Origin of the sequence: Nocardioides sp. zg-DK7169, assembly GCF_013155365.1 — a bacterium.
In the GTDB taxonomy this organism is placed as follows: Bacteria; Actinomycetota; Actinomycetes; order Propionibacteriales; family Nocardioidaceae; genus Nocardioides.
This window is the reverse complement of record NZ_JABJRA010000007.1, coordinates 121472-137583: the sequence shown is the minus strand read 5'-3', so window position 1 is coordinate 137583 and position 16112 is coordinate 121472. Positions and strand designations below refer to the sequence as shown.

General features: G+C 72.2%; 18 protein-coding genes. 2 read left to right on the top strand and 16 right to left on the bottom strand.

The genetic code is table 11. The features are described 5' to 3' along the window. Nucleotides 1–15: 15 nt before the first annotated feature. From HOQ23_RS13015 to HOQ23_RS12950, 14 genes are all read right to left on the bottom strand, one after another. A complete protein-coding gene (locus tag HOQ23_RS13015) occupies nt 16–855 on the bottom strand; it encodes a CoA ester lyase (protein WP_172215034.1) in 840 nt (279 codons plus the stop codon). Continuing rightward, a complete protein-coding gene (locus HOQ23_RS13010) occupies nt 848–2008 on the bottom strand; it encodes an acyl-CoA dehydrogenase family protein (protein WP_172215033.1) in 1161 nt (386 codons plus the stop codon). The genes HOQ23_RS13015 and HOQ23_RS13010 overlap by 8 nt, the downstream gene beginning before the upstream one ends. Next, entirely contained in the window at nt 2008–2475 is a 468-nt protein-coding gene (locus HOQ23_RS13005; RefSeq protein WP_253945476.1) for a Zn-ribbon domain-containing OB-fold protein, read from the bottom strand. The genes HOQ23_RS13010 and HOQ23_RS13005 overlap by 1 nt, the downstream gene beginning before the upstream one ends. Further along, the gene (locus HOQ23_RS13000; protein ID WP_172215032.1) at nt 2472–3632 is read right to left on the bottom strand and encodes an acetyl-CoA acetyltransferase; all 1161 of its coding nucleotides are present in this window, start codon (nt 3630–3632) and stop codon (nt 2472–2474) included. The genes HOQ23_RS13005 and HOQ23_RS13000 overlap by 4 nt, the downstream gene beginning before the upstream one ends. Then, on the bottom strand, nt 3629–4111 hold the full coding sequence (locus HOQ23_RS12995) for a MaoC/PaaZ C-terminal domain-containing protein (protein ID WP_172215031.1): 483 nt from the start codon (nt 4109–4111) through the stop codon (nt 3629–3631). Before HOQ23_RS12995 ends, HOQ23_RS13000 begins: the two co-directional genes overlap by 4 nt. Next, the gene (locus HOQ23_RS12990; RefSeq protein WP_172215030.1) at nt 4108–4629 is read right to left on the bottom strand and encodes a MaoC family dehydratase N-terminal domain-containing protein; all 522 of its coding nucleotides are present in this window, start codon (nt 4627–4629) and stop codon (nt 4108–4110) included. The genes HOQ23_RS12995 and HOQ23_RS12990 overlap by 4 nt, the downstream gene beginning before the upstream one ends. After that, nucleotides 4626–5855 carry a RidA family protein gene (locus tag HOQ23_RS12985; protein WP_172215029.1) on the bottom strand — a complete coding sequence of 410 codons (1230 nt, stop codon included), beginning with the start codon at nt 5853–5855 and terminating at the stop codon, nt 4626–4628. Before HOQ23_RS12985 ends, HOQ23_RS12990 begins: the two co-directional genes overlap by 4 nt. Beyond that, nucleotides 5852–7279, bottom strand: a complete 1428-nt coding sequence (locus HOQ23_RS12980) for an MmgE/PrpD family protein (protein WP_172215028.1) — start codon at nt 7277–7279, stop codon at nt 5852–5854. The genes HOQ23_RS12985 and HOQ23_RS12980 overlap by 4 nt, the downstream gene beginning before the upstream one ends. After that, nucleotides 7279–8499, bottom strand: a complete 1221-nt coding sequence (locus tag HOQ23_RS12975; RefSeq protein ID WP_172215027.1) for a CoA transferase — start codon at nt 8497–8499, stop codon at nt 7279–7281. The genes HOQ23_RS12980 and HOQ23_RS12975 overlap by 1 nt, the downstream gene beginning before the upstream one ends. Continuing rightward, complete coding sequence (locus HOQ23_RS12970; protein ID WP_172215026.1) at nt 8496–9530, bottom strand: LLM class flavin-dependent oxidoreductase; 1035 nt, start codon at nt 9528–9530, stop codon at nt 8496–8498. Before HOQ23_RS12970 ends, HOQ23_RS12975 begins: the two co-directional genes overlap by 4 nt. 2 nt (nt 9531–9532) lie before the next feature. Continuing rightward, complete coding sequence (locus HOQ23_RS12965; protein WP_153322387.1) at nt 9533–10069, bottom strand: MaoC family dehydratase; 537 nt, start codon at nt 10067–10069, stop codon at nt 9533–9535. 93 nt (nt 10070–10162) lie between these two features. After that, a complete protein-coding gene (locus HOQ23_RS12960) occupies nt 10163–10903 on the bottom strand; it encodes a FadR/GntR family transcriptional regulator (RefSeq protein ID WP_172215025.1) in 741 nt (246 codons plus the stop codon). Between the two features lie 10 nt (nt 10904–10913). Then, nucleotides 10914–11636 carry an alpha/beta fold hydrolase gene (locus HOQ23_RS12955; protein WP_172215024.1) on the bottom strand — a complete coding sequence of 241 codons (723 nt, stop codon included), beginning with the start codon at nt 11634–11636 and terminating at the stop codon, nt 10914–10916. Continuing rightward, nucleotides 11633–11953 (bottom strand): antibiotic biosynthesis monooxygenase, encoded by a 321-nt coding sequence (locus HOQ23_RS12950; RefSeq protein WP_172215023.1) that lies wholly within the window; start codon nt 11951–11953, stop codon nt 11633–11635. The genes HOQ23_RS12955 and HOQ23_RS12950 overlap by 4 nt, the downstream gene beginning before the upstream one ends. A 48-nt stretch (nt 11954–12001) precedes the next feature. On the opposite strand from HOQ23_RS12950, the gene HOQ23_RS12945 reads away from it, so the two are divergent. Both HOQ23_RS12945 and HOQ23_RS12940 read left to right on the top strand, forming a co-directional pair. Further along, entirely contained in the window at nt 12002–12829 is an 828-nt protein-coding gene (locus HOQ23_RS12945; RefSeq protein WP_172215022.1) for a hypothetical protein, read from the top strand. After that, the gene (locus HOQ23_RS12940; protein WP_172215021.1) at nt 12826–13698 is read left to right on the top strand and encodes an NAD(P)-dependent oxidoreductase; all 873 of its coding nucleotides are present in this window, start codon (nt 12826–12828) and stop codon (nt 13696–13698) included. Before HOQ23_RS12945 ends, HOQ23_RS12940 begins: the two co-directional genes overlap by 4 nt. Nucleotides 13699–14188: 490 nt before the next feature. On the opposite strand, the gene HOQ23_RS12935 is transcribed toward HOQ23_RS12940, so the two are convergent. Then, nucleotides 14189–15463, bottom strand: a complete 1275-nt coding sequence (locus HOQ23_RS12935; protein WP_172214909.1) for a hypothetical protein — start codon at nt 15461–15463, stop codon at nt 14189–14191. Then, the gene (locus HOQ23_RS12930) at nt 15460–16092 is read right to left on the bottom strand and encodes a neocarzinostatin apoprotein domain-containing protein (RefSeq protein WP_253945508.1); all 633 of its coding nucleotides are present in this window, start codon (nt 16090–16092) and stop codon (nt 15460–15462) included. The genes HOQ23_RS12935 and HOQ23_RS12930 overlap by 4 nt, the downstream gene beginning before the upstream one ends. Nucleotides 16093–16112 lie beyond the last annotated feature (20 nt).

The window sequence follows — 16112 nt, the reverse complement described above, 5'->3', positions numbered from 1 at the left end:
GGCGCGAGCGGCGGGTCAGCGCACGCGCGCGAGCACCAGGCGCGCCTGGCGCAGCACCGCCTCGTCCACGAACCGCCCGTCCGCGTCGACGCCGACGGCGTCCGCCCCGTCGAAGCGGGCCAGCAGTGCCGTGGCCTTCTCGACCTGCTCCGGGCTGGGCGTGAAGACCTCGTTGGCCACCGCCACCTGCGCGGGGTGGATGCACGCGCGACCGACGAACCCGAGCCGGGCCGCGGCCTCGGTCGAGGCGCGGAAGGCGTCGAGGTCGCGGAACTCCACCGAGACCGGGGCGATCGGCGGGGCGATCCCGGCCGCCGCCGAGGCGAACACGACCTGGCTGCGGGCGAAGAGCAGCTCGCGCTCGTCCGGGCCGGCGGTGATGCCGACGTCGGCGGAGAGGTCGGCCTCGCCGATCTGGATGCGCTGCACGCGCGGCGCGGCCGCGATCTCGCGGGCCGCGAGGATCGCGTGGGCGCTCTCCAGCAGCGGTACGACGCGGACCTCCGAGCCCAGCTCGGTGAGCAGCGCGTCGAGCTCGACCAGCTCCTGGGCCGACTCCGTCTTGGCGACCGCGAGCCCGGCCAGGCCGGCGCAGCCGGCCACGGCGCGGACGTCGAGCTCGCGCTCGGCGCCCGGGTTGATCCGCACCCAGACCCGGGTGTCGGTCTCGGGCAGGCCCTCGAGCCAGGTCGCGACGATGTCGCGGGCCAGCGGCTTGTTGGCCGGCAGCACGGCGTCCTCGAGGTCGACGATCAGCTCGTCGGCGCCGCGGTCGAGCGCCTTGCGCAGCTTGTCGGGCGCATCGCCCGGGACGTAGAGCGCCGAGCGGGCAAGCGGGGCAGTCGACTCAGCCAACGATCGTCTCCTTCTTGATCAGCGACTTCGCCACGACGGTGCGCAGGATGTCGTTGGTGCCCTCGCCGATGCTCATCAGGATCGAGTCGCGGTAGAGCCGCTCGACCTCGAACTCGGTGGAGTAGCCGTAGCCGCCGTGCACCTTCATCGAGTCGATGGCGGCCTGGAGCGCGACCTCGGAGCAGAAGATCTTCGCCATGCCGGTGGCGCCGTCGGCGCGGCCGCTGCGCACGGCGTCGGCGGCCCAGTAGGCCATCAGGCGCGCGGCCTGGACCTGGGTGCCGAGCTCGCCAAGCTTGAGCTGGATGGCCTGGAAGTCGGAGATCGGCTGGCCGAACGCCTTGCGCTCCTGGGCGTAGGCGAGCGCCTCGTCGTGGGCGCGCTGGGCGATGCCGACCGAGCGGGCCGCGATGTTGACCCGGCCCCACTCCAGGGCGGAGAGGACCTGCTGCATGCCGCGGCCCTCGACGCCGCCGACGAGCTGGCTGACCGGCACCTTGACGTTGTCGAGCAGGATCTCGCAGGACTCGGTGCCCTTGTAGCCGAGCTTCGGGATGTCCTTGGTGACCTCGAAGCCGGGGGTGCCGGCCTCGATGAGCAGCACGCTCATGCCCTTGTGGGCCGGCGAGGCGGTCGGGTCGGTCTTGACCAGGACCGGCAGCGGGTCGGCGTAGCGGGCGTTGGTGATCCACATCTTGGCGCCGTTGACGACGTAGTGGTCGCCCTCGAGGCGGGCGGTGGTGCGGATGCCCTGGAGGTCGGTGCCGGCGTCGGGCTCGGTGAGGCCGATGCCGGTGCGGCGCTTGCCGGTGGCGAGGTCGGGGAGGTACTTCTGCTTCTGCTCCTCGGTGCCGTGCATCGAGATCAGACGGCAGGCCAGCGAGTGGCTGCCGAGGATGCCGGCGATGCCCATCCAGCCGCGCGCGATCTCCTCGAAGACCAGGGCGAAGGCGACCGGGTCGAGGTCGAGGCCGCCGTACTCCTCGGGCACCGTGATGCCGAACAGGCCCATGTCCTTCATGCCCTCGACGATCTCGGTCGGGTAGCGCCCGGCCTGCTCCCACTCGCGGGCGACCGGGACGATCTCGTTGTCGACGAACTGGCGCAGCAGCGCCTTGAACTCGCGCTGGTCCTCGTCGAGCTGGAAGTCCATCAGTGCTCCTTGCTGGTGGTGCCGGACGGGTCCGGGGTGGGTGCGGTGTAGTACGGCAGGGCGCGGCCGTCGGGCAGGTCGGCCCACGCGACGGCGACCGGGTCGCCGATGCGCCAGCCGGTCTCGCCGGGCTCGGCCGGCTCGAGGCGGGTCAGCACGACCGGCCCCTCGGCCAGGCGCACCCGCGCGACGGTGTACGGCGCGTTCAGCTCCGGGCGCGGGGCCCGGTGCACGACGGTGAAGGTGTCGACGGTGCCGGTGCCGGCCGCGTCGACCTGGGTGAGGTGCTCCATCGAGCCGCACCCGGTGCACAGCGCGCGCGGCGGATGCTGGACGGCGCCGCAGGCGGTGCAGGACTGCACGGTGAGCCGGTGCGCGCGGGTGGCGTCCCAGTACGCCGCGCTGTTCTCGTCGGCAGGCGGGACCTCGCCGGGGGTCCAGTCGGTGCTCACGGTCATGTCGCTCATCGCGAACCTCCCAGGACGACGGTCGCGTGGGTCGACAGGATCCCGCCGGTGCCGTGGGCGACGGCGATCTCGGCACCCGGCACCTGCCGCGCGCCGCACTCGCCGCGCAGCTGGCGGACGGCCTCGACGAGCAGGAGCACGCCGTACTGGCCGGGGTGGCAGTAGGACAGCCCCCCGCCGTTGGTGTTCAGCGGGTGCGAGCCACCGGGACGGATCCGGCCGTCGGCGATGAAGTCGAGCGCCTCGCCCTCCCCGCAGAGCCCGAGCGCCTCGACGCTGAGGGCCGCGGTGATGGTGAAGGAGTCGTAGACCTCGGCGACGTCGACGTCGGCCGCCGTGATGCCGGCGCGGGCGTAGGCGTCCTGCACCGCGCCCCGGGCGCCGGGGACCGACAGGTCGGCGACCGCGGTGAAGGAGGTGTTCGTGGTGCGCTCGCCGTAGCCGAGCACCTGGACCGGCGCCTGCTTGAGGTCGCGGGCCCGCTCCAATGAGGTCAGCACGATCGCGCCGCCGCCGTCGGTGACCAGGCAGCAGTCGGCCGCGGTGAGCGGGGAGGAGATCATCGTGGAGCCGAGGACGTCGGAGACGCTCAGCGAGCCCTTGCCGTGGCGGAACGCCTTCGGGTTGAGCAGCGCCCACTCCCGCGCGGCGATCGCGACCTCGGCGAGCTGCTCGCGGGTGCCGCCGTAGCGGTGCAGGTAGCTCTGCGCCGCCATCGCGTAGTACGACAGCGGGTAGAGCATGTCGTAGGGCTCCTCGAACTGCGCCTCGGGGATCCACGGCTCGTGGACGCCGCCCAGCTTGCGCGAGCGTGCCGAGCGCTGGTTGGAGGCGAAGGAGATCACCACGACGCTGGCCTGGCCGGCCTCGATCGCCTGCGCCGCGCGGGCGACGAACATCTCGAACGCGCTGCCGCCGGCGAAGGTGGAGTCGGTCCAGGTCGGCACGATCCCGAAGTAGTCGGCCAGCTGGGTCGCGGAGAACCGGGAGACCCCGGTGGTCGCGATGCCGTCGACGTCGGCCAGGGTCAGCCCGGCGTCGGCGAGCGCGCGGGTGACCGCCTGGCTCTGGAGGGTGAGGATGGAGGAGTCGGTGACGCCGAGGTCGCACTCCGCGGCGCCGACGATCGCGACGCCGCTCCCCCGGGCGGCGCTCACTGCGACGCCCCGGGTCCGTCGGGCGTGCCGAGGAGCACGACGGCCTTCGCCGGCGCGGCCGCGGCCCGTCCGTCGGTGCCGTCCTCGGCCACCACGACGACCTTCATCTCCACGGTGACCCGGCGGTCCTGCTCCTCGCCGGAGACCTCGGTGACCGTGCCGGTGCACCGCAGCCGCTCGCCGACGAAGACCAGGTTGCGGAAGGTGAACTCCAGCTCGTGCACGAACGACTGCGGGCCGAGCCAGTCCTGGAGCATCTCGACCAGCAGCGCGCCGTACACCTGGCCGTCGACGATGGGGCCGGGCAGCCCCTTCTCCGCGACGTACGCCGTGTCGTAGTGCAGCTTGTGCCAGTCCCAGGTGGCCCCGGCGTAGGCGACCATGTCGGTCAGGCCGATGGTGCGCTCCAGCGGGGCGACGACGTCGCCGACGGCGAGGCTCGCGTGGTCGACGAAGGTGGTCGGGAAGGTGTCGCTCATGCTCGTCGCTCCGCTCCGCCGCTCGCGAGGGAGACGAAGATGATCGTCTCCGCGTTCTCGGCCAGCAGCTCGCCGTCCTGGTTGGTGTAGGTCGCGGTCGAGGCGATGATCAGCATCGCGTTGCCCGAGCCGGTCACCTTCTCGTTCACCGAGGCGATCCGCCAGGTCGCGGTGACCACGTCCTCGGGGCGGATGCGGCGGTGGAAGGTGTACTTGTTGCCGCCGCGGACCTGCCGGCTGTTCGGGATGTCGAGGTCCCAGGTGTGCCCGGCGTACCCCTCGTGGTCCATCGGCAGGCCGGCGTACTGGTTGGTCTCGCAGACCAGGGTCAGCGGCGCGGTGACGCCCTCGAGACCCTGCGCGCGGGCGTACTCGGGGTCGGAGTACAGCGGGTTGTCGTCGCCGATCGCGAGGCCGAAGTAGCGGCCCGACGCGGCGCCGAACGGCTCCGGTGCGGTGTAGACCTTGGTGCGGCCCTCGAGGGCGCGGACCTCGTCGGTGAGCAGCGAGACGGTCATCGGCCCGCCTCGTGGTTCTCCGGGTACAGCGCCAGCGGGAAGACCTCGAGCAGGAACTCCGGGCGCAGCAGGCCCTGGCAGATGGCACCGGTGGAGGCCGGCCACGGCGACTGGAGCAGGCGCTCGCGCACCCCGGCCACGGCGCGGTAGTCCGGGATCGCCGACTCCACGCAGTACTCGGTGGTCTCCAGCAGGTGGCTGGCGTCCAGCCCGGCGTGCTTGAGCAGGTGCAGGATCGCCTCGAAGGTGACCTCGGCCTGGGCGCCGATGTCGCCGGGGTGCAGCGCCTCCTGGGTCTCCATGTCGAGGGCTGCGAAGCCGGACATGAACAGGGTGCGGCCCGCCTTCACGCCGGGGGCGTAGGTGAGGGTGTCGTAGCGGCTCCAGCCGGGGTTGACCAGCTCGAGCGGGTGGCGCGAGGCGGTCACGTCGATGGCGACCAGCTGGCCGGGCTTGTGCAGGCGGCTCATCAGGATGCCGCCGGCGCCGGGGTAGACGCCGCCCTCGTTGTTGCCGAGCAGCTCCTTGCGGACCCGGTGGGTCTTGCGGTACTCCGCCCGGGTGTCGGGGGTGGAGTAGTCGTAGGTGGTGACCGCGTGGTCGAGGCTCAGCCCGACCTGCTCCAGCAGCACGCCGGCCTGCTCGAGGCAGTAGCGGTACTGGGCGGCGAAGTCGCCGGGGTGCACCACCTCGCCGGCGGCGTCCACCGGGATCATCGTGGGCAGGTAGACGGTGCCGTCGTGGCCCTCGGTGATCGGCGAGGCGACCCAGGTGCCGGCGTCGCGGGCCTCGCTGGCCACGCGCAGCTGCTCGCCGCCGCCCTTGACCGCGTGCAGCTCGACCTCGAGCCAGGCGGCCCGGCGCACCAGGCGCTCCACGACCACGGTGCGCACGGTCGGCTCGTGGGAGCCGAAGACCTCGCGGCGCACGGCCGCGGTGGTCTCGTACTCGTGCAGGCCGGCCAGGGTGACGTTCTCGGTGACCCGGGTGACGTCCTCGGGGCCGAACCCGGCGCCGGCGAGGATGGTCAGGCACTTCTCGTAGGCGATCCGCGACTGCTCCTCCATGGTCCCCGAGACGGTCATCTTGCCGACCGCGGGGTCGTGGCGCGCCGAGGTGTGCCCGGACGTCCAGGCCGCGTCGCCCTCGGACAGGCCGAGGCAGAAGGTGAAGCCCTCGTAGGGGAACCAGGGGAACTCGGCGGGCTTGATGGCGGACAGGGTCATGCGGGTGCCTCCAGGCTGGATGAGGAAGAGGACGAGGAGTCGGGGTCCGTGACCGCCCGGGCGGCCAGGGTCAGGAGCAGGGTCAGGTCGGCGGCGTCCGGCAGGGCGCGCACGGCGCTCGCCAGGTCCTCGGCGAGCTCGCCGACGTTGCCGGCGAACTTGGTGGCCAGCTCCTCCTCGGACAGCGGGTTGGACCCGCCGCCGGGGCTGCGCTCGAGGCGGCCGACGACCGTGCGGTCGTCGCGGAGGGTGATCTCCACGTCGCCGGCGGCATCGGCGGCGACGCCGGTCCCGGCGGTGGTCTCCCAGGTGACCCGCGCGGCGAGCTCGGCGATGTCGGTGCGGGCCAGGTTGGTCTCGGCGTAGGTGTCGACGCCGACGGTGCCGTCGATCAGGATCGCGGCCACGCTCCAGGGCAGCGAGAACTTCGCGGCGTACCCGCTGGCGGGCCGGGTCAGGTCGCGGTCGGCGGCGCAGACGACCGACGCCGAGTCCGGGTGGACCCGGGCCCGCAGCGCGAGGATGTCGGCGGCCCCGGCGCCGGAGTCGGCGAGCGCGAGCTGCGCGGCCGCCATGCTCACGTGCGCCAGCTGGCAGGTCGGCCACGGCTTGATCCCGATCCGGGTGGTCTCCCACCCTGCGGGGTCGCTGCTGCCCAGGTCGCGCAGCAGCACGTCGCGGTCCACCCGGCCCGCGACGACGGAGGCCGGGGCCAGCGCGTCGTACACGCCGTGCGGGCCGTCGAAGACCGTCTCCGGGCCGGTCGCCCCGGCGGCCGCGAGGCGGGCCGCGAGGATGCCGGACTGCGAGGCGAAGCCGGGGTGCAGCTGCTTGGTGCTGGCGCCGGTCGCGAGGAAGGCGAGCAGGCCGCCGGCCTGGCTGCCGGCGATGCCGAGCGCGTGGGTGGTGGTGGCGGCGTCGAGGCCCATCAGCCGCGCGGCGACCGCGGCCGAGGAGAACACCCCGGCCACCATCGTGGCGTGCAGGCCGCCGGCGTGGAAGCCGTTGGGGGCTGCGGCCGCGACCCGGCAGGCGATCTCGTAGCCCACGACCGCGGCCTCGAGGACCTCGCGCCCGCTGGCGCCCACCTGCTCCCCCACCGCGAGCGCGGCGGGCAGCACGACGGCGGTGGAGTGCACCAGTCCGCCGGCGTGGGTGTCGTCGAAGTCGAGGGCGTGGACCAGGGTGCCGTTGGCCAGGCCGGCCGCGGGCGCGGAGACGCGGGTCGTCGTACCGAGGATGGTGGCCTCGGCCGGGCCGCCGAGGCCGGTGGCCACGGTGAGCGCCGGCAGCGCGGCGCCGGCGCGAGCGCCGGCCACCGCGTTGCCGAGACCGTCGAGCAGGTGCCGCAGCGCGGCGTGGGTGACCTCGTCGGGGATGCTGAGCGGCCCCACCGCCCAGGCCGCGAGCTGCGGCGCGATCATCAGGCCGTGCCCTCGGGGGCGACCGGGCCGAACGCGCCGGCCGCCTTGAGCTCGACGATCTTCTCCTGGTCGTAGCCGGCGACCTCGGTGAGGACCTGGTCGAAGTGCTCGTTGCGCTGCGGCGCCCGGACGTACGTCGGGAGCTCTGCGCCGACCCGCACCGGGGAGGCGACCTGGCGCACCGTGCCGTAGCGGGGGTGCTCGGTCTCGACGATCAGGTTGCGCGCGATCGTGTGCGGCTCCTTCAGCGCCGCCTCCACGTCGTTGATCGGCCCGCACGGGATCGAGGCCGGGTAGCACAGCGACAGCCAGTGGTCCACGGTCTCGGTCTTGAAGATGTCCTCGAGCAGCCCGGTCAGCTCGGCCTGGTGCTGCTGGCGCAGCGAGAAGGTCGCGAACTTCGAGTCGGGCGTCGCCCACTCGGGGTGGCCGATGACCTCAGCCAGACGCACCCAGAACTTCTCCTTGGCGCAGCCCACGATGAACCAGCCGTCGGAGGCCTCGAAGGCCTGGAACGGCACCAGCGAGGGGTGCGCGGAGTGGCTGATGCGCTGCGGGGTGTAGCCCGCGTTCATGTGCCAGGTGGCCGGGTAGGTCAGCATCGACATGGCGGTGTCGTAGAGGCTCACGTCGCAGTCCATGCCGACGCCGTCGCGGCGCGCGGCGTGCAGGCCGGAGAGCAGCGACAGCGCGGCGACGTACCCGCCGGAGAAGTCGACGAGCGAGAGGCCGGACTTGGTCGGCGGGCCGTCCGGCTCGCCGGTCAGCTCCATCCAGCCGGCCAGGCCCTGGAGCACGTAGTCGTAGCCGGGCTCCTTCTTGCGCGGGCCGGTCATGCCGAACCCGGTCAGCGAGCAGCACACGATCGCGGGGTTGAGGTGCTTGAGCTGGTCGTAGGTGATGCCGATCTTCTCCGGCACGTCGCCGCGCAGGTTGGAGTAGACGGCGTCGGCGTTGCGGACCAGGTCCTCGAAGACCGCCCGACCCGCAGGCGTCTTGATGTCGAGCGAGATCGACTTCTTGTTCCGGTTGAAGGTCTCGAAGAAGAGCGAGTCCTCCTCCTCGAAGTACGGCGGCACGTAGCGCCCGACGTCGCCGCCGACGCTCGGGTCCTCGATCTTGATGACCTCGGCGCCGAGGTCGGCGAGGTGCACGCTGCCGAACGGGCCGGCGCCGTACTGCTCGAGGGAGATGATGCGGACGTCCTGGAGCGGCTTCACTGACGGCCTCCTGTGATCATGCTGATCAGGTCGATGATGCGGTCCTGGGCGGTGCGGGTCTCCGCCGCCGCGATGCCGTGGGTCGGCGGGCTGAGCTTGACGGCGTCCGCCTTGCCCTCGTACGCCGCGATCTGCTCGGCGACCTGGTCCGGGTCGCCGTTGAGGGTGAGCGCGTCGACCATCTCGTCGCTGACCGACTCCGCGAGGTAGTCGGCGCCCTGGCCGGAGCGGAACGCCTCGATGACGCCCTGCTGCTGCTCGCCGAGCCCGTGGAACTCGAAGAAGTCCGCGTAGGTCCGCACACTGGCGTAGAAGCCGACCAGGCCGGCGACGCGGCGCTTGGCCGCCGCCGTGTCCGGGTCCACCGAGCAGCAGGCGGAGACGACGAGCTCGATGTCGGAGCGCTGGCGCCCCTCGACCGCGGCGAGGCCGGCGTCGATCTCGGGCAGGATCCGCTGCTCGAGGTAGGACGGGGAGCACAGCTCGTGGCTGATCCAGCCGTCCGCGATCCGACCGGCGAGACGGGTCATCGCCGGGCCCATCGCGGCCAGGTAGATCGGGATGTCGGTGCGCAGCACCGGGAAGGGGCGCTCGTAGCCGCGGATCCGCATCGGCTCGTACTCGCCCTCGAGGCTGATCTGCTCGCCCGTCGTGCAGGTCTCCCAGAAGTGCCGCACGTTGCGCACGGTCTCGCGCAGGTGGCCGACCGGCTTGCCCCAGCGGGCGTTGTGCCAGTCCTCGTTGAGGCGCTGCACGCCGGTGCCGAGGCCGAGGATGAACCGGCCCCCGGAGATCTCGTCGAGGTCGAGCGCCTCGAGGGCGGTCACCATCGGGCTGCGGGTGAAGGCCAGCGCGATCGCGGTGCCGACCTGGGCGGTGCTGGTGGCCTGGGCGATGGCCGCGGCGCTCAGGGTCGCCGAGCGGTGCAGCTCGGGCACCCAGACGACCTCGGCGCCGGCCGCCTCGGCGCGCCGGGCGGCGTCGGCCAGCTCGGCCAGCGTCTCGCCCCAGGGGGCGTAGGTGATCCGCATGCTCAGCCCTCGGCCAGCGGGGTGCCGTCGACGAGGGCCTTCTTGCCCTCCGGGAAGATCCCCTGCAGCTGCTCGGCGCCGCGCTTGTAGACGTAGAACATCCGCTTGAACGAGCAGACCTCGTCGCCGGTCTGGTTCAGGGTGCGGGTCTTGACGGTCACGATCCCGGCGTGCGGACGGCTCGAGGACTCGCGCTTCTCCAGCACGACCGACTCGCTGTAGAGCGTGTCGCCGGCGAAGACCGGGTGGGTCATCTTGATGTCGTCCCAGCCCAGGTTGGCGAACGCGTTCTGGGTCAGGTCGGTGACGCTCTGCCCGACCGCGATCGCGACGGTGAGGGTGGAGACGACCAGCGGCTTGCCGAACTCCGACTTCGCGGCGTACTCGCTGTTGAAGTGCATCTGGTTGGTGTTCATCGTCAGCAGCGAGAACGAGATGTTGTCGGCCTCGGTGACGGTGCGCCCCAGCGGGTGCTGGTAGATGTCCCCGATCTCGAAGTCCTCGAAGAACCGTCCCTGCCAGCCTGCCTGCACGCCCACGACGTACTCCTCCACTCGATCCGATGTCAGCGCCGAGCCTAAATGTCTGACGTTTACGTCGTCAAGGGCCGGGGCGGACCGTCCGAGGGTCGGTCAGTCGCGGGTGGCGCGCCGCTCGCGGTCGATGCGCTCGTACGTCGGGCGCAGGCCGCCGAGGTGCGCACGCTGGGCCTCCTCGGCGCCCGCGACGTCGCCGGCGCGCACCCGGTCGAGGATGTCGCGGTGGTCGTGGTCGACCCGGGTCCAGAACTGCTCGGGGGCCTGGCGGCGCACGAAGCGCTCGTAGACGACCCCGAAGATCGGGGCGGTGACCGCCTCCAGCACCGGGTTGCGCGCCGCGCGCAGCAGCCCGACGTGGAAGTCGCGGTTGGCCCCGAACATCACGTCCGGGTCGGCGCCGCGCGGATCGAACAGGGTCTCGTCGAGCAGCGCGAGGTGCTCCTCGGCGTGGCGCGCGGCGGCGAGGCCGGCCGCTGGGACCTCGAGCATCTCGCGGACCTCCAGCAGCGACTCGACCGAGACGGAGTCGGCGTCGGTCAGCAGCGCGAGGCTGGACTGCACCAGCCCTGCGATGTCGCCGGGCTGGGGCGCGGCCACGAAGGAGCCGCCGGCGACCCCGCGCCGGGTGACCAGCAGCTGCTCGGTCGCGAGCGCGCGCAGCGCCTCGCGCACGGTGCTGCGCGACACGCCGTACATCTCGCACAGCTCGGGCTCGGCCGGCAGCCGGTCGCCGGACTTCAGCTTCCCGGAGAGGATCTGCGCACGCAGGGTGTCGGCGAGGGTGCGGTACGCCGGGCCGTCGCCCGCGGTGCCGCGCTCGGATCGTGCTGCCATGCCCCGCAGCCTAACCGGGCGAGACCTCAAATGTCTGATGTATGGCGTCCGGCGCGTGTGCCGCCGCCAGCAGCAGCTGCGCCACCAGCCCCGGGGCGCTCATCGGCGCGTCGTGGCCGCAGTCGAGGACGACGTCGCACTCCCCCGCCGCCGCCCGCCGGGCCTGGGTCACCCGCGAGGGGTAGCCGTCGGGCGTGCGGGCGCAGAAGGCGAAGACCTGCGGCACCTGCGCCGGCACCGCCGGGACCGGGTCGAGGGAGGGAGCGACCGGCGTGGCGCACAGGCGCGCGTTCATCCAGGCGACGCTCTCCTCGTCGAGGTCCCCGCCGGCCTCGAGCGGGCGGGGCGCGACCACCGCCCCGCGCTCGGGCACGGGACCGCCGGCGCCGAGCAGGTCGATCGCGCGCTCGCCGGGTCGCGGCACGGCGGCGTCGAGGTGCACCACGCAGCGCAGCCGGTGCGGGATCCGCGCCGCCAGCGCGGTCGTGACCAGGCCGCCCTGGCTGTGGCCGACCAGCACCACGTCCCGGAGGTCCTCGACCACCACCAGCGCCTCGAGGTCGTCGACCCAGCTGTCCAGGCCGCGGACGTCCCCGACGTACGCCGCGCGCTCGCCGGCCCCGAGGAGGCTCGGCGCGTGCACGTCGTACCCCGCCGCGACGAGGAGCGGGCGGACCCGCCGCCAGGCCCAGCCGCCGCGGAACGCGCCGTGGACGAGGACGAAGACGCTCACGCGAGCGGCCCCGCCTCGTCGATGACCACCTCGAGGTACTCCCGGGGGTAGGAGTCGTAGGGGCGCAGGTGGTCGTACATCAACTGGGTGTGCTCGACGTATCCCTCGGCGCGCGTGCACTCCTCATAGCTCTCCACCGAGTCGAACCAGCGCAGGTGGGTGAAGTGGGTGGGGTCCTCGACCCCGCGCACGAGACGGCGCCCCCGGAAGCCGGGGTGGTCGCGGAAGAACCGGCCGAACTCCTCGTTGCACGCGATGTAGCCCTGCGCGTGCTCCTCGCCGGGCTTGGTCCAGGCCTGGCTCACCACCACGATCATTCGGCGTTCCTCTCGTCAGATAGATCATATATAGATAGAGTTCGGCGGGTGAGCGGAAGCAGTGCGCAGACCAAGACCATCCACGAGTTCCTCGCCGAGTCACCCGACGTCGACAGCTCCGAGCTGTGGGCGCAGTTCTGGCAGATCCTGAGCGAGGCCAAGGAACGCATCGTCGCCGAGCTCCCGGTGGAGGCCCACCCCTCCAGCGCCGGACTGGACTACTGGTCCACCGACGACGGTGGCTACGAGGGGGCGATGCACACCTTCGCCGGCGACCTGTCGAACGACGGCCCGACCGCGGAGTGGCTGGTCCACTCCTGGATCGGCAACCGCAAGAACTCGATCCTCGACATGAACCTGCAGGTGTGGCTCGGTCCGCAGATCGACGTCCCGCACCTGATCATCGTGTTCGGGACGATCCCGCAGATCTTCTTCTACAGCGAGTTCGTGGCCCGCCGCGACCTGATGGTCGACCCCGACTACCTCGCGACGTACTACGAGCCGGAGAACGAGAAGTTCCTGGCGCTGCGCGGCGACGACCGGTTCACCTGGTCGGTCAGCCACGGCACCTACATGCGCGCCTTCCTCTCCCCCGTCGCCCACTCCTACGTCGCCGAGCGCACCGCCGACGTCGTGGAGACGCTGCGCGCGACGGTCAACGAGCGCGTCGACACCTGGCTCGGCTGGGTGCGCGACGCCGTCGCGACGCCGGTCGAGGAGCGCGCCGCGCTGCGCGCCCGCGACCACCAGGTGCGCACCTACGGATACACCCTCGACCCCATGAACGAGCTGTCGAAGAAGTTCCTCGGGGCCGAGCGGGTCGAAGAGCTGGTCGCGGTCCGCGCCGGCTTCAAGCAGATGGAGGAAACCGCATGAAGGTCCTGATCATCGGGGCGGGCTTCGTCGGCTCGGCAGTCGCCGACCGACTCAAGGCCCTGGGCCACGAGGTCACGGTCACCACGACGACCGAGGCGAAGATCGAGGGGCTCACCGAGCGCTTCGGCAACGCGATCATCCTGCGCGGCAACGACCGCGATGCGGTGCACGCCGCCGTCGCCGAGGCCGACGCCGTCGTCGTGAGCGCCGGCCCGTCGGCCGCGCAGTCGATGACGCCCGAGGGGCGCGCGAAGACCTACAAGGAGATCCTGGTCGACACCGCGGAGAACGTCGTGTCGGCGCCCGGTACGCCGTACCTCGTCGCGCTCTCCTCGCTCTCGGTCTACGGCTCGGCCGCCAACCACCTCGACGTGGTCGACGAGACCGCGCCGACCACCGAGTCCGGCGACCCGAGCCCGGCGAACTTCCTGCTCATGGAGAAGGCCTACCTCTCCGCGGGCGACCGGGTCTCGGTCTTCCGCTGCGGCGACATCTTCGGCGCGGGCGACCCGCCGATCGCCGACAAGGTGAAGATGGCGCACGACTACCTCGGCGGCTCGGTGCCGTTCTCCGGCGACGCGCTGCTCTACCGCCTCTACGTCGAGGACTGCGCCGACGCGGTCGTCCACGCCCTCGAGGAGCGCCTGGTGGGGGTCTACAACCTCACCCACGCCGAGGTCGGCCCGACCAACGCGACGCTGTTCGACACCCTCTCCGCGCAGCAGGGCCTCCCCGCGCTGGAGTACCGCAACGAGATCGAGGGCCCCACCAAGCCCATCTCGGTGCAGAAGCTGATCGACTCGGGCTTCACCCCGAGCCGCTCCTTCGACCCGGCGTACCGCGACCTCGTCGCCCCCGCCGGCAGCTGACACCGCACCACCCGCACACCCGAACGGCCCCGGCCGGCGCACACAACGCCGCCCGGGGCCGTTCGGCGTACTCCCCGAGTCGGCGCCAATGGTTGCCCGAGTCGGCGCCACTGGTTGCCCGAGTCGGGGCCACTGGTTGCCCGAGTCGGCGCCAATGGTTGCCCGAGTCGGCGCCAATGGCGGGCTCACGATGGCGTACGGCGACCGCGGCGCCATGGCGCCGAGTCACCGCACCACACGGGCCGACTCGGCGCACCACACGGGCCGACTCGGCGCACCACACGGGCCGACTCGGCGCACCACACGGGCCGACTCGGCGCGCCATTCGGGCCGACTCGGCGAAGGCCCGGGAATAAAGGGAGGGCCGGGGTGGGGGTCCTCCGACCCCACCCCGGCCCCTGGCGACGCCGACGCCTGGAACGTCAGTGCCGCCCTGCCGGCGCATGCCCCCGCAGGCTCGCGCCGGCCGTCTTCAGCGAGGCCTGAGGCCTCAGGCCTCGACCTTGCGTCGCGCACCCGGCACCAGCACGAGCGCGGCCGCGCCCAGCAGGGTGAGACCGGTCGCCCACAGCGCCATGACGGGAAGCGAGTCGCCGCCGCCGGTCTGCGGCAGCGTGGAACCCGACGTGGGCGTGGTGGTGCCGCCGCCGCTGCCGTCGTCGCCGTCGTCCGGCTCGTCGAGCTCGCCGACGCCGATGGTCATCTTGCCCAGGACCTTCTCCGCCTCACAGCCGATGGTGATCGACGTGCCGCCGACCTCGTCGGTCTCGATGGCCGCGCCGACGACCTTGACTTCCGCCTCCACCGCATCGGTCTCGACCATGCCGGCCATCGAGGGCATCGGGATCTCCTCGTAGGTGTCCAGCGTCAGGCTGTTCTCGCCGGTGAGCGTGGTCGCCTCGCCGGCGACCTCGAGGTCGAGCTCGACCCGCATGCCGACCCCGTCGATCGGCACCGGCGCGATACCGGGCATCTTGCTCATCGAGGCAGCCAGCTTGACCTCGGTGTCATCCTCGGCGGCGCGTGCACCGGCGACGGTGATCTTCGCCGGGTACTTGAAGTCGGAGTTGAACTCCTGCAGCAGGCACTCGAAGTCGACAGTGCCGGAGGCCGGCTCGCCCTTGTCACCGCCCCCGCCCTTCGGCGGATCCGTGGGCGTCGGAGTCGGCGTCGGGGTGGGGGTCGGCGTCGGGGTCGGGGTGGGCGTCGGCGTCGGCGGGGTTCCGATCTCTACCGTCGCCGTCCCTAGCGCAACGGGTGACGTCACCGCGCATTCTCCGGTCATCGCCTTCGACGGGTCGCCCGCGTAGGTCGAGAACGCGATCTTGCTGACGCTGATCTCGAGTGCCGGGTTGCTGGTGGTGACGTTCCCGATCAGGTCAGCGATGGGGATCACCTCCTTGGGCTTCAAGTCGGCGAGAGCGTGACCGCCCTTCAGCTCCACCTCGGCGCCGTCCACGGACACGGTCAAGGTCGCGTCCATGGTGTAGCCCTTCATCGGGACCGGAGCGACGCCGGGCAGATCCTCGACTTCCGCCACCAGGGTGATGTCGGTGCTGGCCGCATCCGCATGGAGAGCGGCCACAGTGATCTGGGGGTCGTAGTCAAACGGGAAGCCGAGGAACTGGCAGCTGCTGAACGTGACCTCTGCCGAGGCAGGTCCCGCTGCCGTCGCAGGCGCGGCCAGCGCGGGCAGCGAGACGAGCGCCAGGCCCGTGGCCGCGAAGAACGCCGCCACCGGGCGGTGCCACGACGCGGCGATCACTGCGCGACCCCGGTCCGGCCGCGGCCCGGGAAGGCCACGATCACGCCGAGGCCGAGGAGCAGCAGCGCGGAGCCGGAGAGCAGCACGACGGGCATCGAGTCGCCGCCACCGGTCTTCGGCAGCGCCGTCCCGCCGGTCGTGGGCGTGGTGGCCGCGGGGGCCGTCGTCGGCTCGGCGGGGGCCGGCTCCGCGGGCGCCGCGGGCGCGCCGAAGCTGATCTTGTGCTCGACGACGTTGGCCTTGTAGGTCGCCTCGTCCACCGCGTTCGGGATCGGGCCGGAGGCGAAGTAGCACTGCACGACCGTGCAGTCGTGGTCGCCGAACTTCTCGTTGACGGTCACGGTGAACTCACCGATCGAGCCGTTCTCGTCCGCGGTGCGGAACGTCGAGCCGTTGGGGAGGTTGCAGTCGGCGGGGCCGGCGTAGCCCTCGACGCACTGCCCGACCGCGATCCCGGACAGGCCTGGCTCGTAGCCCTCCCCGCTGACGGTCAGCACCTGGCCGTCGGTCAGCCCCTCGAGCTGGCTGACCTCCAGTGTCGGTGCGGCGAAGCTCGGGGGTGCGTTGACGATGGTGACGAGCATCATCGCCGCGGCGCCTGCGGCCAGCTTGGCCAGCATCGTCGGCATTCTCTTCACGTAAGGCTCCT